Genomic DNA, 19,513 nt, shown 5'->3' with positions numbered 1-19,513 from the left:
CAGGAACAAATAGCCAGTCCCGATATTGGTTTACACCCCGTCGCACCGGGTTGCGGCGGCCGTTGCAGATTTCCCTCCCAGGCGATAGCCATCACGCCCTGTCTGTGTGAATATCGATCCGGCACGTGCGCACCCGCATGACAACGGCCGACACCTTGAACGATCCTTTGCCCGAGACCATCGCCGCCGAACGGCTGCGCCAGCACCTCGAAGAAATCGCGCGCGAGCGCGACAATGCCTATCGCGCGCTGCAGGAGCGCGAGGCCGAGCTCGCGCGCATCCAGCGGATCGGCAAGGTCGGCGGGCTCGAGATCGACTTCCGCGAAGGCTTCAAGAACCGCCGCTCGCCGGAATATCTGCTGGTGCATGGCCTGCCCCCCGAATCAACCGGCGAAACCTACGAGGATTGGGTCGCCAGGATTCACCCGGAGGACCGCCAGCGGACGGTCAAGCACCTCTTCGACACTCTGAAGGGCGCGAGCGACGATTATTCCGACGAGTACCGCATCATACGATCGAGCGACCGCGAGATGCGCTGGATCCGCGTCGTCGCCAAGATCGAGCGCGACAAGAACGGCCGCGCACTCCGCCTCGTAGGCGCCGACTTCGACATTACCGACCAGATGCTCGCTCGCGAGACCTTGCGCGAGAGCGAAGAACGTTTCCGGTTGATCGCAGACAGTGCGCCGGTGCCGATCTGGGTGACCAAGCTCGACCGCACGCGCTCCTTCGCCAACCAGGCCTATGTCGACTTCGTCGGCCTGCCCTACGATCAGGCCATCGCCTTCGACTGGCGCAAGGTGCTGCATCCCGACGACCTGCCGCATGTCCTGCAGCAATCGGTGCAGGGCGAAGCTTCGCTCAAGCCGTTCGTGCTGGAAGCGCGCTACAAGAATGCATCCGGCGAATGGCGCTGGCTGCGCTCGGAATCGCAGCCGCGCTGGGATCCGACCGGCAAGCATATCGGCTTCATCGGCGTCGCCCACGACATCACCGTCGCCAAGCAGGCCGAGATCGAGCTCCGGCGCATCAACGAGACGCTGGAAGAGCGTATCGCCGAGCGCACCGCCGAGCTCGAATCCAACGAGGCGCGGCTGCGCGCGATCCTGGAGACCAGCAACCAGTATCAAGGCCTGGTCAATCTGAAGAGCGAACTGCTCTACGCCAACAGGACCGCGCTCGACGGCATCAAGGCGAGCTCTTCGGACGTAATCGGAAAGCCGTTCTGGGACACGCCCTGGTTCACCGGCACACCGGGCATGGGCGCCGCCGTGCGCGAAGCCTTCGACACCGTGCTGAAAGGCGAAGCGGTGCGGCTGGAGATGCGGCTGCGCCTGCCGATCGGCGAGCGCGATTTCGAGTTCGGCATGCGCCCGGTGCTCGACCGCCACGGCAACATCACCGGCGCGGTGCCCGAGGCCGTCGACATCACCGAGCGCCGCCTCGGCGAGGAAGCGCTGCGGCAGTCGCAGAAGATGGAGGCGATCGGCCAGCTCACCGGCGGCGTCGCGCACGACTTCAACAACCTCCTCACCATCATCCGCTCGGCAACCGACTTCCTGCGCCGCCGCGAGCTGCCGGAGGAGCGCCGCCGCCGCTATGTCGACGCCATCTCCGACACCGTCGAGCGCGCCTCCAAGCTGACCGCGCAGCTGCTGGCGTTCGCGCGCCGGCAACCGCTGAAGCCGCAAATCTTCAACGTCGGTAGCCAGGTCGAGGGCGTGGCACAGCTGGTCCGCCCACTGGTCGGCGGCCGCATCGAGATCGTGGTCGAGATCGACGATGCCGACTGCTACACCGTCGCCGACATCGCCCAGTTCGAGACCGCGCTGATCAACCTCGCCATCAACGCCCGCGACGCCATGCACGACGAAGGCCGCCTCACCATTTCAGTGCGCAAGGTCCACGGCATCCCGAACCTGCGGGCACAGTCGGCGCGCAGCGGCGACTATGTCGCGATCTCGGTCGCCGATACCGGCAGCGGCATCGCGCCTGAGAACATCGATGCCATCTTCGAGCCGTTCTTCACCACCAAGGAGGTCGGCAAGGGCACCGGCCTTGGCCTCAGCCAGGCCTTTGGCTTCGCAAAGCAGTCCGACGGCGATATCGCGGTAACGAGCACGGAAGGCCAAGGCGCGACCTTCACCATTTATCTGCCGCAGGCGCAGAGCCCCGTTGCCGAGAAGGACGCGGCGGCGCTGACCAGCGAGGCCGCCACCACAGGGCGCGGCTATCGCGTGCTCGTGGTCGAGGACAATGACGATGTCGGCCAGTTCTCGACCGAGCTTCTGGAAGACCTCGGTTACGTCACCCGCCGCGTCGCCAACGCCAATGCCGCGCTGGCCATCCTCGGCGAGAACGAATTCGCGGTCGACCTCGTGTTCTCCGACGTGATCATGCCCGGCATGAACGGCGTCGAGCTCGCCGGCATCATCCGCGAGCGCTATCCGGGCCTGCCCGTCGTGCTCACCTCCGGCTACAGCAACGTGCTCGCCGAAAGCGCCCATCGCGGCTTCGAGCTGATTCAGAAGCCATATTCAGTGGAATCGCTCTCGCGAATCCTGCGCAAGGCGATCACCGAGAAGCTGTCGGTGGTAAGGTGAGTACCTCTCTACAGTCGTCCCAGCGAAGGCGGAATGCTAGGCTGGACTTACCCTCATAACGACAACTGCACGGCTAAGATACTCCCCCATGAAACCCGCCCTCTTCTCCGCCTGGCAGACTTGGGCGCTGCTCTCGGCCTGCTTCGCTGCGCTGACTGCGATCTTCGCCAAGGTGGGCGTCGAGAACATCAGTCCCGACCTCGCCACCTTCATCCGCACCATCGTGGTGCTGCTCGCCTTCTCCCTGCTGCTGTTCTTCACCGGACAGTTCGTCGCGCCCTCAATGGTCTCCTCGACGACCTGGCTGTTCCTCGTGCTGTCAGGGCTCGCCACCGGCGCATCATGGCTTTGTTACTTCCGCGCGCTGAAGCTTGGCCCCGCGACGCTGGTGGCGCCGATCGACAAGCTCAGCGTCGTGCTGGTCGCATTGTTCGCGTTCGCCTTTCTCGGCGAGCGGCCGTCCGCGCAGGGCTGGATCGGGATCGGCATGATCGGCGCCGGCGCGGTGTTGCTTGCAGTGAAGTTTTGAGGCTGGCGGTTCGATCCACGACGCGATAGTCAGGGGCGAACGGAGAAAGCCACTTGCCGACTGTGCCGTCTGACGCCATCTGGGCCTGGAGCATCATCGTCGCTGCCACCGCTTGCGTCATCATCCGCCCCTTTCGCCTGCCCGAGGCAATCTGGGCCGTTCTCGGCGCCGGCGCGCTGGTGCTGCTCGGCCTCCTGCCCTGGCGGGATGCGGTTGTGGGCATCGAGAAAGGCCTCGATGTCTATCTCTTCCTGATCGGCATGATGCTGATCGCCGAGCTGGCCCGGCTCGAAGGCCTGTTCGACTATCTGGCGGCGCTTGCGGTCGAATACGCCGCCGGCTCGCCGCAGCGGCTGTTCCTGCTGATCTACATTGTCGGCACGGTCGTGACCGTGCTGCTCTCCAACGATGCCACCGCGATCGTGCTGACGCCGGCCGTCTACGCCGCGACGCGCGCCGCCGGCGCCAAGCCGCTGCCCTATCTCTTCGTGTGCGCCTTCATCGCAAATGCCGCGAGCTTCGTGCTGCCGATCTCCAACCCCGCCAATCTCGTCGTGTTCGGCGCGCGCATGCCGCAGCTCACGGATTGGCTGCGCCTGTTCGCCCTGCCCTCGGCGGCCGCGATCCTGCTGACCTACGTCGTGCTGCGCCTGACCCAGCATCGCGCTTTGAAGGACGAGACGATCGCAAGCCGCGTACCGCATCCAAGGCTTGGCCGCGGCGGCAAGCTGACCGCCGTCGGCATCGTCGCCATCGGCATCGTGCTGGTGACGGCCTCGGCGCTGGACAAGCAGCTGGGCCTGCCGACCTTCATCTGCGGCGTGGTGACAGCCGCGATCGTGCTGCTGATCAGCCGGCAATCGCCATTGCCCGTGCTGAAGGGCGTATCCTGGAGCGTACTGCCGCTGGTCGGCGGCCTCTTCGTGATGGTCGAAGCGCTGATCAACACCGGCGTGATCGGCCAGCTCAGCGCGCTGCTGCATCAGGCGGTGGCGCAATCGGTGCCCAAAGCGGCGTGGAGTGTCGGCGTCGCAACGGCCGTCGCCGACAACATCGCCAACAACCTTCCGGTCGGCCTGGTCGCAGGTTCGGTCGCGGCCGGCGATCATCTGCCGGCTTCCGTCGTCAGCGCCATCCTGATCGGTGTCGATCTCGGGCCCAATCTGTCGGTCACGGGATCGCTCGCCACGATCCTGTGGCTGGTCGCGCTGCGGCGGGAGAAGATCGAGGTCGGCGCATGGCCGTTTCTCAAGCTCGGCATGCTGGTGACGCCGCCAGCCCTCATCGCAGCGCTCGCGGCGGCGATCCATTAATTGCGCAATTTGCGGCGCATCAATGTGCCGCGCATAGCAGAACCTATACTGTACCTTGTCGCGCAGCCTCATGGGGCGCGGCAAGGAGATTCGTCATGCAGATTCAATCAAAGGCACTGCCGCAGAGCTTTTCCCTGCGCTCGCTTCACGGCTTTTCAGCGTCGGGCGAAACATCCCACCCGATGCTGCTCTTCAGCACCGTGGTGCTGCTGGTCCTGTTCGCCGTGGTGCAGATCGACCTGCACAGCGCCCAGCTTCAGGCCCTCGGCCTGCTCGGCCACACCGCAACCGGCATTGATCCCGTTTTCCTGAGCCCGTAGACCCGGAGCAAACCGATCGCGGCCATGAGGCCGCGACCGGATAGCTTGTCGTCAGTCGTTCTCGTAGCCGTAGACTTCCGGCAGGATGAAGATTGCAGCTAACAATCCGATCAGCGGGAAGATCGCGACGAACAGGGTGGCGTTGGCCTGCCCGATCGCGGCGAACAGTGACGGGAACAGGAAGATCGCCAGGAACGACGGCAGCTTCACGAACATATAGGCGAAGCCGCTGGCGGTGCCGCGGTATTGCGGCCTGGCGACCATGGTCGGGATCGTCATGCAGTTCGAGGCATCCCAGTAATGGCCCCAGAGCATGGCGGCGGCCGCGAACGGCAGCAGCATCTTGTTGTCGGTATAGAGCGCGAAGGCCGCGACCAGCAGCGACACCAGCACGATGGAGAAGCCCGCGATCGAGATGCCGCGATGGCCGATCTTCGGCGTCAGCAGGGGCCCGACCCAGCCCGACAGCCCGGCGAAGGCAAACAGCGCCATCGTCACCAGATTGTTGCCGAGAATCGACGAGACGCCGACCATCGCGAACAGTACCGGCAGGTAGAACGCGAAGGTCGAGAACTCGCTTGCTTGCATGAAACAGGCGATCCAGCCGTAGAGTGTGGCGCGCCAGCGGATCGGATCCTTCTTGAGGTCGGCAAGGAACGCGCGGGTGCTGACCTTCGGCACCACCACGTCCTGGTCCGGCAGCATGTCGAGATTGTCGTTGAACATCTCGCGCGCGACCTGCTTGGCCTCGCGGTAGCGTCCCTTCTGCACCAGCCACACCGCCGTCTCCGGCACGTCGTGGCGCATCACCAGGATGATCAGCGCCGGCAACGCCCCGAGGCCGAGCGTCACGCGCCACAGCGTCTCGTGATGGATGTCGAGCAGCAGGAAGATCACGATGACGCCGATGGTCAGCACCTCGCCAACCGCGAACATGAACTGCCAGCGGTTGCCCATGACCTCGCGCTCACCCTTGGCCATGGATTCCATGATGTAGGTATAGCCGGTCGAGATGTCCGAGCCGAGCGGAACGCCGAGCAGGAAGCGGATCACGACAAGCCAGCCGACGCTGGGCACGAAGGCCTGCGCCAGCGCCAGCACGATGAACATTACCATCGTGAGCAGGAACATCACACGGCGGCCGATCTTGTCGGACAGCCAGCCGCCGAGTATCGCGCCGATCAGTGCGCCGCCCTGCGTGCCCGCCGCGGCAAGGCCCAGCATCAGCGGATCGGGATTGTACTGCTCCTTGATGAAGATCAGCACGAAGGCGATCGAATAGAGGTCCCACGCCTCGACCAGAATCGAGGCCATCATCAGCCAGCCGACCTTGTTGCCCTTGGGACTGTAGTTGGTGATGAGGTAGCGGACCGCGGCTTCGCTTGCGGTCGGTTGTGGCACGGCCATCGTTGACATGTTTGGTCCTCTCTTCAAAATTCTCTATGCGCCAAGCACTTCTTAAGCACCGAGCAGCGGCTCGATGCTGCAATCGAGCAGGCGCGGATCGATCCCCGCCTCCATGCCTGTGAATATCTCGCCCATGTAGTCGATCAGGGCATCGCTGGCCTTCACCGCGTCCTCGACGCGGCGGTTCGCAACGGCACTGAGGATGTCGAGGTGATGATCGATCGTTCCCGACAGATCGGCCTGCCCCGGCATGAAGCGGTGGTGGATGTAGCCGATGCGGCGGTACAGCGTGTGCAGCGGCCGTAGCGTGTGCACCAGGAACGGCTCGCCGGCGGCCTCCAGCACCAGCGCGTCGATGCGGCGGTCGAGGCTGTTGAATTCGTCGAGGCTCAGGCTGGCGCGACGTTCGCGCAGCAGTCGCTCGATGTGCAGCGCCTGATTGCGATGGGAAAGGCTGGCGCGGTCGGCCGCCAGGCGAATGACAAAACGCTCCATGTCGCGGCGCAAGCCGAGCAGCATGCGCTCGCGTGCCAGATCGATCGGCGCGATGTGCAGGCCGTGGCGCGGACGGATGATGATGAGCGTATCGGCGGACAGACGATTGACGGCGTGGTGCACCGGCGTGCGCCCGAAGCCCGTGATCTGCTGCAATTCCAGCATCGTCATGAACTGGCCGGGCTTGAGCTCGCAATGGACGAGGAGCTCCTCGATCTTCTGATAGGCCAGCTCGAAGAAGTTGAGGCGGTTGCGCCGCGAGGGCCTGCCCTCGCCGCCGTCCTCTGATCTCACCACCTCGAGCGCGCGCTTGCGCCGTGCCATGTTTGCCTCCCGCCGGCCTCGCTGTCGCTCGCAGGGCCGCGCCTTATTTGTGGCACCCTTAAAACATGTTGTGATATATTACAAGCAGGCGTAAAACTTCCCTCGACTCCGCAGCATGCTGCAGTGCGAAATGAAAACACGTCGGCGCGACGCGCCTATGATGGGAGGACAATGGCCGTGAAGATCACGTCGATCGAGACGCTGCGCACCGAGGAATTCTCCAACGTCATCTGGGTGCGCGTTCACACTGATAGCGGCGTGATCGGTCTCGGCGAGACCTTCTACGGCGCCGGCGCCGTCGAAGCGCAGATCCATGACACCTTTGCCGGCCGCCTGCTCGGCCGCAATCCCCTGCACATCGAAGCGATCCATCGCGACATGCTGAACCTGCCGATGGCGCAGTCCTCGACCGGCGTCGAATACCGTGCAGCCTCCGCGATCGACATCGCGCTGTGGGACCTGTTCGGCAAGGTCTGCAATCAGCCGGTCCATCAGATGCTCGGCGGCCTCTGCCGCGACAAGCAGCGCATCTACAACACCTGCGCCGGCACGCAATATGTCCGCTCCACCAATATCAGCCCGGTCTCGAACTGGAATCTCGGAGCGTCCAAAGGCCCCTACGAAGACCTCGACGGCTTCATGAACCGCGCCGATGCGTTGGCCGAAAGCCTTTTGGAAAGCGGCATCTCCGCGATGAAGATCTGGCCGTTCGATCCCGCGGCGCAGGAGAACAAGGGCCTCTACATCACCGCCGCGCAGATGAAGCAGGCACTCGAGCCGTTCGAGAAGATCCGCAAAGCCGTCGGCGACAAGATGGAGATCATGGTCGAGCTCCATTCGCTGTGGAACCTGCCGACCGCAAAGCAGATCGCGCGGGCGATCAAGCCGTACAAGCCGACCTGGTACGAAGACCCGATCCGCATGAACTCGCCGCAGGCGCTGGCCGAATATGCCCGCTCGACCGACGTCTGGGTCTGCGCCAGCGAGACGCTGGGCTCACGCTTCCCCTACAAGGACATGCTCGATCGCGACGCCATGCACGTGGTGATGGCCGACCTGTGCTGGACCGGCGGCCTCACCGAGGGCCGCAAGATCGCGGCCATGGCCGAGACCTATCACCGCCCCTTCGCACCGCATGATTGCATCGGCCCGATCGGCTTCATCGCCGCCATCCACATGTCGTTCAGCCAGCCCAACACGCTGATCCAGGAATCCGTGCGCGCCTTCTACAAGGGCTGGTACAATGAGCTCGTCACCACGATGCCCGTGATCAAGGACGGCTACGTCTTCCCGATGGAAGGCCCCGGCCTCGGCGTCGACCTTCTGCCCGCCGTCTTCGAGCGCTCCGATCTGATCGTGCGCCGCTCCAACGTCTGAGGATTATTTGAGATGAGCACTGCCCTGTTCGACCTTTCCGGCCGCACCGCACTCGTGACCGGCTCCTCGCGCGGACTTGGCCGCGCCATCGCCGAAGGCATGGCCAAGGCCGGCGCCAGGATCATCATCAACGGCGTCGACCCCAAGCGCGTCGAGCAGGCCGTCGCCGAATTCCGCGCCGCCGGTCACCAGGCTGAAGGTGCCGCGTTCAACGTCACCGACGAGCCCGCCATCGTCGCCGCCTTCAACGACTTCGACAAGAAGAACATCGCCGTCGACATCCTCGTCAACAATGCCGGTATCCAGCACCGCAAGCCGCTGGTCGAGTTCACCACCGACGAGTGGCGCAAGGTGATCGAGACCGATCTCACCAGCGCCTTCGTGATCGGCCGCGAAGCCGGCAAGCGCATGATCCCGCGCAAGCGCGGCAAGATCATCAATATCGGCTCGCTCGGCAGCGAGCTGGCGCGGCCCACCATCGCGCCCTACACCGCGGCCAAGGGCGGCATCAAGAACCTGACCCGCTCGATGGCGGTGGAATGGGCCCAGCACGGCATCCAGGCCAATGCGATCGGCCCCGGCTACATGCTGACCGACATGAACGAGGCGCTGATGAGCAACGCCGACTTCAACAATTGGCTGATGGGCCGCATCCCCTCCAAGCGCTGGGGCAAGCCGGACGAGCTGGTCGGCGCGGCGATCTTCCTCGCCTCGGATGCCTCCACTTACGTCAACGGCCAGATCATCTATGTCGATGGCGGCATGATCGCCGCGATGTAATCGCGAACATCAGGGAACGAGACCATGCGCGCCGTCGTCATTCACGCCCCGAAGGATCTGCGGATCGACAATTATCCTGATCCGGAGCCCGGCCCGGGCGAGGTCCGCGTCAAGATCGCCAATGGCGGCATCTGCGGCTCGGACCTGCACTACTACCATCACGGCGGCTTTGGCGTGGTGCGTATCCAGCAGCCGATGGCGCTGGGACATGAGATCGCCGGCGTGGTGGCAGCGGTTGGTGACGGCGTCACCGCCGTCAAGGCCGGCACGCGCGTCGCGGTCAATCCGAGCAAGCCGTGTGGGCAGTGCCTGCATTGCCAGGAGGGGATGCGCAACCAGTGCCTCGACATGCGCTTTCTCGGCAGCGCGATGCGCTTTCCCCATGTGCAGGGCGGCTTTCGCGAGTTCATCACGGTCGATGCAACGCAGGCGGTGCCGATCTCCGACAAGCTCTCGCTGGCGGAAGCCGCGGTCGCCGAACCGCTCGCGGTCTGCCTGCATGCCGGCAAGCAGGCCGGCCCCCTGCTCGGCAAGCGCGTGCTGATCACCGGGTGCGGTCCGATCGGCGCTCTGATGATTCTGGTCTCACGCTTCGGCGGGGCCTCCGAGATCGTGGTGACCGACGTTGCCGAGGCGCCGCTCGCGGTGGCCAAAAAGCTCGGCGCCACGCATGCCATCAATGTTGCGACCAATGCCACCGCGCTCGATCCGTGGCGCGCCGGCAAGGGTGTGTTCGATACGCTGTTCGAAGCCTCCGGCAATCAGGCCGCGCTGCGCACCGCGCTCGACGTGCTCCGTCCCGGCGCGACGCTGGTGCAACTCGGCCTCGGCGGCGAGATGACACTGCCGATCAATTCCATCGTCGCCAAGGAATTGCAGCTCCGCGGCACCTTCCGCTTCGATCCCGAGTTCGAGCTGGCGGTACGGCTGATGGGCGAAGGCCTGATCGACGTCAAGCCGCTGATCACGGCGACGATGCCGTTCGAGAACGCGGTGGCCGCGTTCGAGCTCGCCAGCGACCGCTCGCAGTCGATGAAGGTGCAGCTGACGTTCTGAGGCAGGCAGGCCAAGGCAGCGTCAGCGCGGCATTGCAGCCGTAGACATCCCGACCGGCGCCGGGAAAATTTCACGACGTTGCACTGCGGCAAGCGTGCCGCTTTGCGCAGGCACCGTTCTGCCCTTTAATGCGGAGGCGACAATTCCGTTCGCGCCAGGTGCCCGCCGATGTGGAACCGCCCGAGATCCGATCTCAAGGTCCGCCTGACCTTGCGCGTGGCCGCCATATCGGCCGCCTGCTTCGCCGCGATATCAGCCTATTTCCTGATCACGGCCGATCGTGCCGCCCACGCGCGGATCGATGGCATCGCGGCCATCGTGGCGAAAACGCTGGAGCTGCAACAGGGCAAGGTGCAGTGGACGGCAAGCCCGCGCTCGGACTTTCCCAACCTCGATCCCGTTTCAGCCTATGTCATGACGCCCGGCTTGTGCCTCGCCTTCCGCGGCACCGGCGGCGAGATGCTTCAGCGCTTCTGTAGCGGCGCGCCTGTCACGGAGGACCCGCCGCCGCAGATCTTCGCGGCGTTCTATCACAGCCTGTTCGACCCTGGTCGCGAGGCGGCACGGCCCGTGATCGTGCGCGGCACGAAACTCGGCGAGGTCGTGGTCTCGGTCGACCCGGCCGTGCAGACGGCGGAGGCCTGGCACGAGGCCGGCCGCCTGATGCTCGCGCTTGCAATCGCGCTGCCGCTGTTGTGCGTCCTGGTCTACGCCGCGCTGGCGCGCGCGCTGCGCCCGACGCGTATGATCCGCGGCGGCCTCGAGCGCGTCGCCGCTGGCGACCTCAGCGCGCGGCTGCCGCCATTCGACCTTGCCGAGCTCTCCGCAGTTCGCGACGTCTTCAACCATCTCGCCGAGAGCCTCGACACCGCGCTGGCCGAGCGCGCCGAGCTGACCCGGAAACTGATCGCGCTCCAGGATGAGGAGCGCCGCCATCTCGCCCGCGAGCTGCACGACGAATTCGGCCAATCGCTGGCCGCGATCCGCGCGCTCGCCTCCTCCGCCCGCCAGACTGCCGCACAGGAATGCCCGTCCTTGCTTGGCGAATGCGACGGCATCGCGCGAACCGCGTCAGGGATGATGGAGACGCTGCGCGGCGCGCTGTTCCGCCTTCGTCCGCCCGATGTCGAGGAGCTCGGACTCGTTGCCAGTCTCGAAGGTCTCGTTGCCGGCTGGAATGGCCGCAGCCGTGGCGAGACCCGCTTTGCGATCCGTTTCGACGGCACGTTCGAGACCATGCCGGCGACGATCAGCGCCAACCTTTATCGCATCGTGCAGGAAGCGCTCACCAATGCCGCCAAGCATGCCGGCGCCACTAAGGTGAATCTCGAACTGGCCATGCATGCCGACGAGATCGCGCTCGCCATCGACGATGACGGGCGCTCGACCGAGCCCGCCGCGAAATCGGGCATGGGCCTGCTCGGCATGCGCGAGCGGGTCGCAGCCCTGCGCGGCCGGCTGAGCTTTGAGGCGAGTCCCAACGGCGGCTCCGCGCTGCGCGTCGTGATTCCGCTCACGGCCGCCACTGCACAGGCGCTGGAGCACGCGGCATGACGGCTACGATCCTGCTGGTCGACGACCATTCGGTGGTCCGCGAGGGCTATCGCTCCGTGCTGCAGAAACAGCCGGGCCTGCGCGTCATCGCCGAAGCGGGCGACGGAGCGGAGGCCTATCGCCTGTTCAAGTCCGAGGCGCCCGACCTCGTCATCATGGATCTCAGCATGCCCGGCATCGGCGGCGTCGAGGCCGTCAGGCGGATCAGGCAATGGGACAAGGCCGCAAAGATCCTCGTCTTCACCATGCACGAGAATGCGGGATTTGCCGTCCAGGCGATCCGCGCCGGCGCGCGAGGCTACGTCACCAAGACCAGTCCCCCGGAGACGCTGGTCCGCGCCGTGATGGACGTGCTCGCCGGCAAGATCGCGATCAGCCCCGACATCGACCACGAGCTGGCGCTGAGCCGGATCAGCGGCGAGAACTCGGCCGCTGATGTGCTCACCCCGCGCGAGTTCGAGGTGCTGCGGCTGCTGCTCGCCGAGAACACGACGGAGGAGATCGCCGAGACCTTGCACGTCAGCCCGAAGACGGTGGCGAATCTGCACTCGCTGATCAAGGACAAGCTCGGCGTCGGCTCCGACATCGAGCTGGTCCGATTAGCGTTGCGGCAAGGGATATTGACGGAGCCCGATCTCGGCGAGGCCTGAACGCCCGCGCAAATCATTCGCGCGCGACGACGGAGTCTAGCCAGGCGCAGTTCAGCGGCGGCACCCGCGGATCCGGAACGCGCACGCCGCGTGCCGCCGCATCCATCCGCATGTCGCGCAGCCGCTTGCGCTGCTCTTCCGGCATGTTGAGCCGTTCATGGCCCCACAGCGACGGGCCGTCAAAGGTCTCGTGCGGCTGCCAGGTCTGGGGATCGATGACGCGCCCGCCCCAGCCATATTCGATGAAGAATCCGGACGGCGTGTTCACATAGAACGAGGTCATGTGATCGTTGGTGTGCCGGCCCAGCGTGTAGGCGATGCGTCCGTCGTCCATCTGCGCGAGGTCGTAGCCCTGCCCGACATCGTCGAGGCTGCCGAGCTCGACCATGAAATGATGCAGCGCCTTGCGTCCCGAGCCGACCATCGCAAAGGAATGGTGGCGGCCATTGACGTGGAAGAAATAGAGGCCGTAAGGCTTCAGCCCGAAATCGGAGACGTGGAAGCCGAGCACGTCACGATAGAATGGCAGCAGTGGCTCGACATCCTCGACGTTGAGCACGACGTGCCCCATGCCCAGCGCGCCGGTGCGGAAGCCCGAGATCGGGCGTCCCGGCTTGAACGGCCCGCTTGCAAGCTCCGGCTTGCAGAAAGCCTCCAGCCGGTTACCGGCCGGATCGGCGAACGCGATCAGCTCGGCGACATGTCGCTCGTCGGCGAGCGCACGTGAACCACGCGTGACCTTGACGCCGTGGCTTTCCAGTCGGCCTGCCAGCTGATCGAGCTCCGCGGTCGATAAGACTTCCCAGCCCATCACCGCGAGACCGGCGTCGCTGCTGCCATCGACGATCAGGCGCTGCTTGCGATCGTCCATACGGAAGGCACGCATCTTGCCGCCGCGGTCGACCTGCTGCATGCCGAGCAGCCCGGTTGCCATCTGGCCCCACTGGTCGAGCTGCGACGAATTGATGCCGATATAGCCGAGCGCGGTGATTTCCATCGAATTCCTCCCGAGAGCATCGTGCTTGCCGCATCGCGGCGAACTTGATACCGGCCGCGCGCGACCCTACGGTGGCGTCACGCAATCGCTTCGCGTTCGCAAAGACGATAATCACGCCGCGATCTGCCACAAGGGAGGAAATACGAAGTGTCCAAGGAGCGGACGCGGAACGGCCAGCCGCGGCAGTCGGAGGGCGTCCGGGCCTTCAAGCGCGGGCTGGACGTGCTGCAGGAGGTCAACCGCTCCGGCGGCATCCGCGCCGGCGACGTCGCCCGCGCGCTCGACCTGCCCCGGCCGACCGTCTACCGCCTGCTCGAAACGCTGGAGGAACTCGGCTATGTCGCCCGTAGCGCCAGCGACGACCGCTTTCGCGTGACCCGGCTCGCGCTCAGTCTCGGCGATGGCTATGACCCAGGCGTGGTGATCTGCCAAGCGGCCGCGCCCTATCTCGCCGAGCTCAGCAAGACCCTGGTCTGGCCGGTCGACCTCTCGACTTATGAAAACGCCGCGATGGTGGTGCAGGAGACCACGCATTCGCGCAGTCCGCTCTCGATCGACCGCGGCATGATCGGCAAGCGCCTGCCGATGCTGCGGACCTCCGCAGGCCGCGCCTACCTCGCCGCCTGCCCTGTGCGCGAGCGTGATCTCATCATCAGCCATCTGCGCCGTATCGACGAGGCAGATGACCGCCCCTTCCTCGACCAGGGCCGCCTTGACCGGATGATCGCCGAGACGCAAGCGCGGGGTTACGCGATCCGCAGCGAGGGCGAATACAATCCCAAGACCGCCTCGATCGCCGTCCCTATCGTACGCAATGGCGCCGTCTACGGCTGCATCTCCATCATCTGGATCCGCTCGGCACTTGGGATCGAGGAAGCGAAGGCGCAGTTCGCCAAGCAGCTTCAGGAGACGGCCGCGGCCATTCCGGTCGAAGCGTAGCGTGGCCTGATTGGCCTTTTTTACGCGGGCGTCTCCACGCCGTCATGTCCGGGCTCGACCCGGGCATCCATGTCTTTCGTGCAACGCCGCAAGGCGTGGATGGCCGGGCCTTCGCCTCGCCGAAGCGGCTTCGGCCGCGCAGGCAGGACAAGCCCTGCCATGACGGAGTCCGTCCGCTGGGCGGACAGTTCGGCCGACGCCGTTGAACGGGTGCCACCGCCTGGGGAAGAGATAGCCCCATGCAAGATAAATCCGCACCCGAAGGGTTTGATGTCGTGATCGTCGGCCGTGGCCCGGTCGGCGCCACGCTTGCCAATCTGCTCGGCCTCTGCGGATTGCGGACGCTGGTGCTGGAGCGTGAGGCACGGACCTATCATCTGCCGCGCGCGGTGCATTTCGACGACGAATGCATGCGCGTGTTCCAGACCATTGGCCTTTCCGACGCGATCCTGCCGCAAGTGACCCTCAGCCCCGGCATGCTGTTCCTCGATGCCGACGGCAAGATGCTGCTGGACTGGTCGCGGCCGCAGACGCTGACGCCGATGGGCTGGAATCTCAGCTATCGCTTCCATCAGCCCGACCTGGAAGACGTGCTGGTCAGTGGCCTCGCGCGCTGGCCGCACGTCAGCCTGCGCAGCCGCTGCGACGTCTTCGCGCTGGATCAGGACGAGAGCGGCGTGCGCGTCCGCTACGAGGATCTCTCCAACGGCAAGCTCAGCGAGGTCCGCGCCGGCTATGTGATCGGCTGCGACGGGGCGCGGTCTCTGGTCCGCCGCTTCATCGGCTCCGGCATGGACGATCTCGGCTTCCATGAGCGCTGGCTTGTGGTCGACGTCCTGCTCAAGCGGGCGCGCGACGATCTCGGCGATTACAGCCTCCAGCACTGCGATCCCAGGCGGCCGGCCACCTATGTTCGCGGCACCGGCACGCGGCGGCGCTGGGAGATCACCATTCACCCGGGCGAGGATTCGAACGACGTCGCGCAGCCGGCAAAGGTCTGGGAGCTGCTGTCGCGCTGGATCGCGCCTGAGGACGCCGAGCTCGAACGCGCCGCGGTCTACACCTTTCACTCCGCCATCGCGCAGCAATGGCGGAGCGGCCGGCTGCTGCTCGCCGGCGATTCCGCACACCAGACCCCGCCCTTCCTCGGCCAGGGCATGTGCGCCGGCATTCGCGATGCCGCCAACCTTGCCTGGAAGCTCGCGAGCGTCATTCGTGGCGACGCGAGCGCCGATATCCTCGACACCTATCAGAGCGAACGGCTGCCGCATGTTCGCGAGTTCATCGAGCTCGCCATTCGCCTTGGCGGCGTCATCAACACCAAGGCGATCGAAGCAGGCCTCGCCGCCGGGCAGGCGCGGGAGAATGCGCCCGTCAAACTCGAGGTCAAAAAGCCCCTGCTCGGCCCCGGGCTCACGCTCGGCGACCTGCCACTCGCTGGACATCTTGCGCCGCAGTTCGTGCTGAAGGACGGCAGCCGTGGCGACGACCGGATCGGCTACGGCGACGTGCTGCTTGTGGAGAGCGCAGCAGGTCCCGCTCTTTCACAAGCCGGAGTCAAAATCCTGACCAGCGATGATGCCGAAGACATCGGACCGTGGCTGCGCGAGCACGGCATCATTGCCGCGCTGGTTCGTCCCGACCGCTACATCGGCGGCACCGCTCGCAACGATGCCGAGCTCGATCGGCTCATCGCCGCCATCTTCCATCAAACCCAAGTGCCGTCCGCGGCCTGACCGAACATCTTTCGAGGATACTCCATGAAGCTGCTCTCTTTCATCGCCGACGGTCGAGCCTCCTTCGGGGCCGTCAAGGACAACGGCATCGTCGATCTCGGCTGGCGCATGGCGCCCTGCACCACGCTGCGGCAGTTGCTAGAAGCTGATCGCGTGGCCGAAGCGGCAAAGCTGGTTGCGTCCACCGCGCCCGATCATCGGCTCGACACCATCAGCTTCGCGCCCGTGATCCCCGATCCCGGCAAGATCATCTGCGTCGGCCTCAACTATCGCGACCATGTCGCCGAAACGGGGCGCACCGTCACCGAGAAGCCCGCGCTGTTCGTCCGCTTTCCGTGCAGCCAGGTGGGCCATCTCCAGCCCATCGTGAAACCTGATGTGAGCGACGATTTCGACTATGAGGGCGAGCTTGCGCTCGTGATCGGCAAAGGCGGCCGCCACATTCCCGCAAGCCGCGCGCTTGACCACATCGCCGGCTATGCCTGCTACAACGAGGGCAGCATCCGCGACTGGCAGCGCCACACCAGCCAGTTCCTTTCCGGCAAGACCTTTGCGGAGAGCGGCAGCTTTGGCCCGTGGCTGGTGACGGCCGACGAAATTCCGGACCCATCGAAGCTCACGCTTCAGACGCGCCTTAACGGCAACGTCGTGCAGAACACGACGACCGATCTCCTGATCACGGGCGTCCCCGAGCTCATCGCCTACATCTCGACGATCTGCCCGCTCGTTCCCGGCGACGTCATCGTAACAGGGACGCCCGGCGGCGTCGGCGCCAAACGCACGCCGCCATTGTGGATGCGCCCCGGCGACACCGTCGAGGTCGAAATCTCCGGCATCGGCATCCTGCGCAACAAGGTCATCGCCGAGGCCGCCTGAAACGAGACGATCCCGAAAAAGGGACGCATCCGGCACCGAAGGGAGGGAAACAACATGCATGGCTTCGCGCGCGTTTTCGTCGTGACGGCAGTTATCCTGGCAAGCACAGCCGTCCAGGCCCAGGTCTCGGACGACGAGGTCAAGATCGGCGTGTTGTCGGATATGACCGGGCCCTCTTCGACACCAACCGGTCAGGGCTCCGTGACGGCGGCTCAAATGGCGATCGACGATTTCGGCGGAAGCGTGTTGGGCAAGCCGATCAAGCTGATCGTCGGAGACCATCAGATCAAGCCCGATATCGGCGCCGCCATTGCGCGGCGATGGTATGACACCGAACAGGTCGACCTCATCGTCGATGTGCCGGTGTCGGCGGTAGGGCTCGCCGTGCAGACAGTCGCGAGCGACAGGAAGAAGCTGCTCATCGTCACTGCGACCGGAACGGCGGACTTTCACGGCAAGTTCTGTTCGCCCTACACCATGCAATGGGTGTTCGATACGCATGCGCTCGCCGTCGGCACGGCCCAGGAAGTGGTCAAGCGCGGTGGCGATGCCTGGTACTTCCTCACCGACGATATCGCGTTCGGCCATGCGCTGGAGCGTGACGCCACCGAGGTGATCAAGCGCGAGGGCGGCAAGGTGCTCGGCTCGGCCCGGCCTCCGTTTGGTACGACCGACATGTCGTCTTTCGTGCTTCAGGCGCAAGCCTCGAAAGCGAAGATCATCGGCATCGCCGGCGGCCCACCGAACAACGTGAACGAGATCAAGACCGGCGGTGAGTTCGGCCTGTTTCAAGGTGGACAGCAGATGGCAGCCCTGCTGGCGCTGATCACCGACATCGACGCGCTTGGATCGCAGAGCGCGCAAGGCCTGCTGCTGACCACCGCCTTCTACTGGGACATGGACGAGCAGACGCGCGCGTGGTCGAAGCGCTTCTTCGGAAAAATGCAGCGCATGCCCACGATGTGGCAAGCGGGCGTCTATTCCGCGGTCACCCACTATCTCAACGCCGTCAAGGCAGCCGGGACCGACGATCCGCTTCGGGTGGCGAGCAGGATGCGCGACACGCCGATCGACGACTTCTTCGCGCATGGCGGCAAGCTCCGCGCCGACGGCCTCATGGTGCATGATCTCTGGCTTGCTCAGGTCAAAACGCCCGCAGAATCCAAATATCCCTGGGACTACTACAAGATCCTGACACCGATTCCCGGCGAGCAGGCCTTTGGGCCCGAAGATCCGACCTGCAAGCACGTCAACTAAAGCCTCTGCGAAACCGCGCGCTCATCGTCGCGACGATGGCGGTGCACACGCCTAAATCAAAATCGGGAAACGCCATGACCACCAACCGAACGACGTCCCTCACGACGCTGCTCCTCACACTCATGCTCGCTGGCCCCGCTGCGCGCGCCGAGATCACGGGCGACGCCATCCGCATCGGCGTGCTCACCGACATGAACGGCATTTTCGCAACCGCGATGGGCCCAGGCTCGGTCGAGGCGGCGCGGATGGCGGCGGAGGAGTTCGGCGGCAAGATCAACGGCAAGCCGATCGAGATCTTGCAGGCGGACCACCAGAACAAGCCTGACCTCGCGGCCTCGCTCGCCCGCAAATGGTTCAGCGACGGGGTGCAGGCGATCGCCGATGGTGGCAGCTCGGGCGCGGCGCTCGCCGTGCAGGAACTGGTGCGCGGCAATGGCAAGATCTTCCTGGTGTCCGGCGCCGGCGCCAACCAGCTCACCGATGAGGCCTGCGCGCCTTCGAGCGTGCAATGGACCCAGGACGCCTATTCGACGGCAACCGCCGTCGTCTCCGGCGTCATGCAGACCAGCAAGGAGCCGTGGTTCTTCATCACCGGCGACTACGCGTTCGGTCATTCGATCGAGGCAACTGCACGCGATCGTCTCACTGCCCTCGGCGGCAAGGTCGCCGGCAGCGTCAAGGCCCAGCTCGGCACGCCCGATTACTCATCGTTCCTGCTGCAGGCGCAGTCCTCGGGCGCCAAGATCCTCGCGATCAACGTCGCCGGCGACAACGCCACTGCGATCAAGCAGGCGGAGGAATTCGGCCTCGCCGATCAAGGCATCAAGATCGTGCCGATGTCGTTCCAGAACGTCGACATCGAGGCGGTCGGTCTCAAGGCCACGCGCGGCGATCTCATCGTCACCTCGTTCTTCGAGGACCTCTCGCCGGCTGCGCGAAAATTCTCCGATGCGTTCTATGCCCGCCGCAAGGCGATGCCGTCACAGATCCAGGCCGGCGTCTATTCCGCCGTGCGCCACTATCTGCAGGCCGTGAAGGACACCGACTCCGACGACAGCGCGACCGTGATGGCCAAGATGAAGGCGACGCCGGTGTCGGATGCCTACACGACGAACGGCCGCATCCGCGAGGACCAGCGCATGGTGCACGATCTCTATCTGGTGCAGGTCAAGACGCCGGCGGAATCCAAGGGCCCGTGGGACTTCGTCAAGCTGGTCGCGACCATTCCGCCCGACCAGGCCTTCCGCCCGCTCGACCGCAGCAAGTGCGGCCTGGTCGGCAAGTAGACAAAGCGCTTTCG

17 protein-coding genes are annotated in these 19,513 nt (G+C 65.2%); 14 read left to right on the top strand and 3 right to left on the bottom strand.

All coding sequences use genetic code 11. From position 1 onward, the window contains the following. Positions 1-125: 125 nt before the first annotated feature. From XH89_RS16475 to XH89_RS16460, 4 genes are all read left to right on the top strand, one after another. Entirely contained in the window at positions 126-2,603 is a 2,478-nt protein-coding gene (locus XH89_RS16475) for a PAS domain-containing protein (RefSeq protein ID WP_194468020.1), read from the top strand. A gap of 88 nt (positions 2,604-2,691) precedes the next feature. After that, a complete protein-coding gene (locus XH89_RS16470; protein WP_194468019.1) occupies positions 2,692-3,132 on the top strand; it encodes an EamA family transporter in 441 nt (146 codons plus the stop codon). A gap of 62 nt (positions 3,133-3,194) precedes the next feature. After that, positions 3,195-4,445 carry an arsenic transporter gene (locus tag XH89_RS16465; protein ID WP_194468506.1) on the top strand — a complete coding sequence of 417 codons (1,251 nt, stop codon included), beginning with the start codon at positions 3,195-3,197 and terminating at the stop codon, positions 4,443-4,445. 95 nt (positions 4,446-4,540) lie between these two features. After that, entirely contained in the window at positions 4,541-4,765 is a 225-nt protein-coding gene (locus XH89_RS16460; protein WP_194468018.1) for a hypothetical protein, read from the top strand. A 51-nt stretch (positions 4,766-4,816) separates the two neighbouring features. On the opposite strand, the gene XH89_RS16455 is transcribed toward XH89_RS16460, so the two are convergent. Together XH89_RS16455 and XH89_RS16450 are read right to left on the bottom strand one after the other, a co-directional pair. After that, the gene (locus XH89_RS16455) at positions 4,817-6,181 is read right to left on the bottom strand and encodes an MFS transporter (protein WP_194468017.1); all 1,365 of its coding nucleotides are present in this window, start codon (positions 6,179-6,181) and stop codon (positions 4,817-4,819) included. Positions 6,182-6,223: 42 nt separating this feature from the next. Next, complete coding sequence (locus XH89_RS16450) at positions 6,224-6,991, bottom strand: GntR family transcriptional regulator (protein ID WP_194468016.1); 768 nt, start codon at positions 6,989-6,991, stop codon at positions 6,224-6,226. A 177-nt stretch (positions 6,992-7,168) separates the two neighbouring features. On the opposite strand from XH89_RS16450, the gene XH89_RS16445 reads away from it, so the two are divergent. The 5 genes from XH89_RS16445 to XH89_RS16425 all read left to right on the top strand — a co-directional run bounded on the left by XH89_RS16445 (position 7,169) and on the right by XH89_RS16425 (position 12,408). After that, the gene (locus XH89_RS16445) at positions 7,169-8,368 is read left to right on the top strand and encodes a mandelate racemase/muconate lactonizing enzyme family protein (protein WP_194468505.1); all 1,200 of its coding nucleotides are present in this window, start codon (positions 7,169-7,171) and stop codon (positions 8,366-8,368) included. Between the two features lie 12 nt (positions 8,369-8,380). Further along, positions 8,381-9,148, top strand: coding sequence for an SDR family oxidoreductase (locus XH89_RS16440; RefSeq protein ID WP_194468015.1), 768 nt, complete (start codon positions 8,381-8,383; stop codon positions 9,146-9,148). Positions 9,149-9,172: 24 nt separating this feature from the next. Beyond that, positions 9,173-10,204, top strand: coding sequence for an L-idonate 5-dehydrogenase (locus XH89_RS16435; protein ID WP_194468014.1), 1,032 nt, complete (start codon positions 9,173-9,175; stop codon positions 10,202-10,204). A gap of 168 nt (positions 10,205-10,372) precedes the next feature. Next, on the top strand, positions 10,373-11,758 hold the full coding sequence (locus XH89_RS16430) for a HAMP domain-containing sensor histidine kinase (protein ID WP_194468013.1): 1,386 nt from the start codon (positions 10,373-10,375) through the stop codon (positions 11,756-11,758). Beyond that, positions 11,755-12,408: a response regulator transcription factor gene (locus tag XH89_RS16425; RefSeq protein WP_194468012.1), complete on the top strand. Its 654-nt coding sequence runs from the start codon at positions 11,755-11,757 to the stop codon at positions 12,406-12,408. Before XH89_RS16430 ends, XH89_RS16425 begins: the two co-directional genes overlap by 4 nt. A 13-nt stretch (positions 12,409-12,421) precedes the next feature. Here the strand turns inward: XH89_RS16425 and XH89_RS16420 are convergent, their stop codons facing one another. Further along, positions 12,422-13,405, bottom strand: coding sequence for a VOC family protein (locus XH89_RS16420; protein WP_194468011.1), 984 nt, complete (start codon positions 13,403-13,405; stop codon positions 12,422-12,424). Positions 13,406-13,552: 147 nt separating this feature from the next. Between XH89_RS16420 and XH89_RS16415 the strand changes: the two genes are divergently transcribed. The 5 genes from XH89_RS16415 (at position 13,553) to XH89_RS16395 (ending at position 19,499) form a co-directional block, all read left to right on the top strand. Beyond that, positions 13,553-14,344 (top strand): DNA-binding transcriptional regulator, encoded by a 792-nt coding sequence (locus XH89_RS16415; RefSeq protein ID WP_194468010.1) that lies wholly within the window; start codon positions 13,553-13,555, stop codon positions 14,342-14,344. 239 nt (positions 14,345-14,583) lie between these two features. Continuing rightward, positions 14,584-16,080, top strand: coding sequence for a bifunctional 3-(3-hydroxy-phenyl)propionate/3-hydroxycinnamic acid hydroxylase (locus XH89_RS16410; protein ID WP_194468009.1), 1,497 nt, complete (start codon positions 14,584-14,586; stop codon positions 16,078-16,080). Between the two features lie 24 nt (positions 16,081-16,104). Next, on the top strand, positions 16,105-16,956 hold the full coding sequence (locus XH89_RS16405; protein ID WP_194468008.1) for a fumarylacetoacetate hydrolase family protein: 852 nt from the start codon (positions 16,105-16,107) through the stop codon (positions 16,954-16,956). Positions 16,957-17,010: 54 nt separating this feature from the next. Beyond that, positions 17,011-18,213, top strand: a complete 1,203-nt coding sequence (locus tag XH89_RS16400) for an ABC transporter substrate-binding protein (RefSeq protein WP_194468007.1) — start codon at positions 17,011-17,013, stop codon at positions 18,211-18,213. Between the two features lie 74 nt (positions 18,214-18,287). Further along, positions 18,288-19,499, top strand: coding sequence for an ABC transporter substrate-binding protein (locus tag XH89_RS16395; protein ID WP_194468006.1), 1,212 nt, complete (start codon positions 18,288-18,290; stop codon positions 19,497-19,499). The last annotated feature ends 14 nt before the right edge of the window (positions 19,500-19,513 follow it).

The sequence above is a fragment of the Bradyrhizobium sp. CCBAU 53340 genome (genome assembly GCF_015291645.1).
In the GTDB taxonomy this organism is placed as follows: Bacteria; Pseudomonadota; Alphaproteobacteria; order Rhizobiales; family Xanthobacteraceae; genus Bradyrhizobium.
This window is presented reverse-complemented; position numbering and strand designations above follow the sequence as displayed.

Coding starts and splice junctions, on each gene's coding strand:
- XH89_RS16470 (WP_194468019.1), top strand. CDS start 2,692: ATGAAACCCGCCCTCTTCTCCGCCTGGCAGACTTGGGCGCTGCTCTCG.
- XH89_RS16460 (WP_194468018.1), top strand. CDS start 4,541: ATGCAGATTCAATCAAAGGCACTGCCGCAGAGCTTTTCCCTGCGCTCG.
- XH89_RS16455 (WP_194468017.1), bottom strand. CDS start 6,181: ATGTCAACGATGGCCGTGCCACAACCGACCGCAAGCGAAGCCGCGGTC.
- XH89_RS16450 (WP_194468016.1), bottom strand. CDS start 6,991: ATGGCACGGCGCAAGCGCGCGCTCGAGGTGGTGAGATCAGAGGACGGC.
- XH89_RS16440 (WP_194468015.1), top strand. CDS start 8,381: ATGAGCACTGCCCTGTTCGACCTTTCCGGCCGCACCGCACTCGTGACC.
- XH89_RS16435 (WP_194468014.1), top strand. CDS start 9,173: ATGCGCGCCGTCGTCATTCACGCCCCGAAGGATCTGCGGATCGACAAT.
- XH89_RS16430 (WP_194468013.1), top strand. CDS start 10,373: ATGTGGAACCGCCCGAGATCCGATCTCAAGGTCCGCCTGACCTTGCGC.
- XH89_RS16425 (WP_194468012.1), top strand. CDS start 11,755: ATGACGGCTACGATCCTGCTGGTCGACGACCATTCGGTGGTCCGCGAG.
- XH89_RS16420 (WP_194468011.1), bottom strand. CDS start 13,405: ATGGAAATCACCGCGCTCGGCTATATCGGCATCAATTCGTCGCAGCTC.
- XH89_RS16410 (WP_194468009.1), top strand. CDS start 14,584: ATGCAAGATAAATCCGCACCCGAAGGGTTTGATGTCGTGATCGTCGGC.
- XH89_RS16405 (WP_194468008.1), top strand. CDS start 16,105: ATGAAGCTGCTCTCTTTCATCGCCGACGGTCGAGCCTCCTTCGGGGCC.
- XH89_RS16400 (WP_194468007.1), top strand. CDS start 17,011: ATGCATGGCTTCGCGCGCGTTTTCGTCGTGACGGCAGTTATCCTGGCA.
- XH89_RS16395 (WP_194468006.1), top strand. CDS start 18,288: ATGACCACCAACCGAACGACGTCCCTCACGACGCTGCTCCTCACACTC.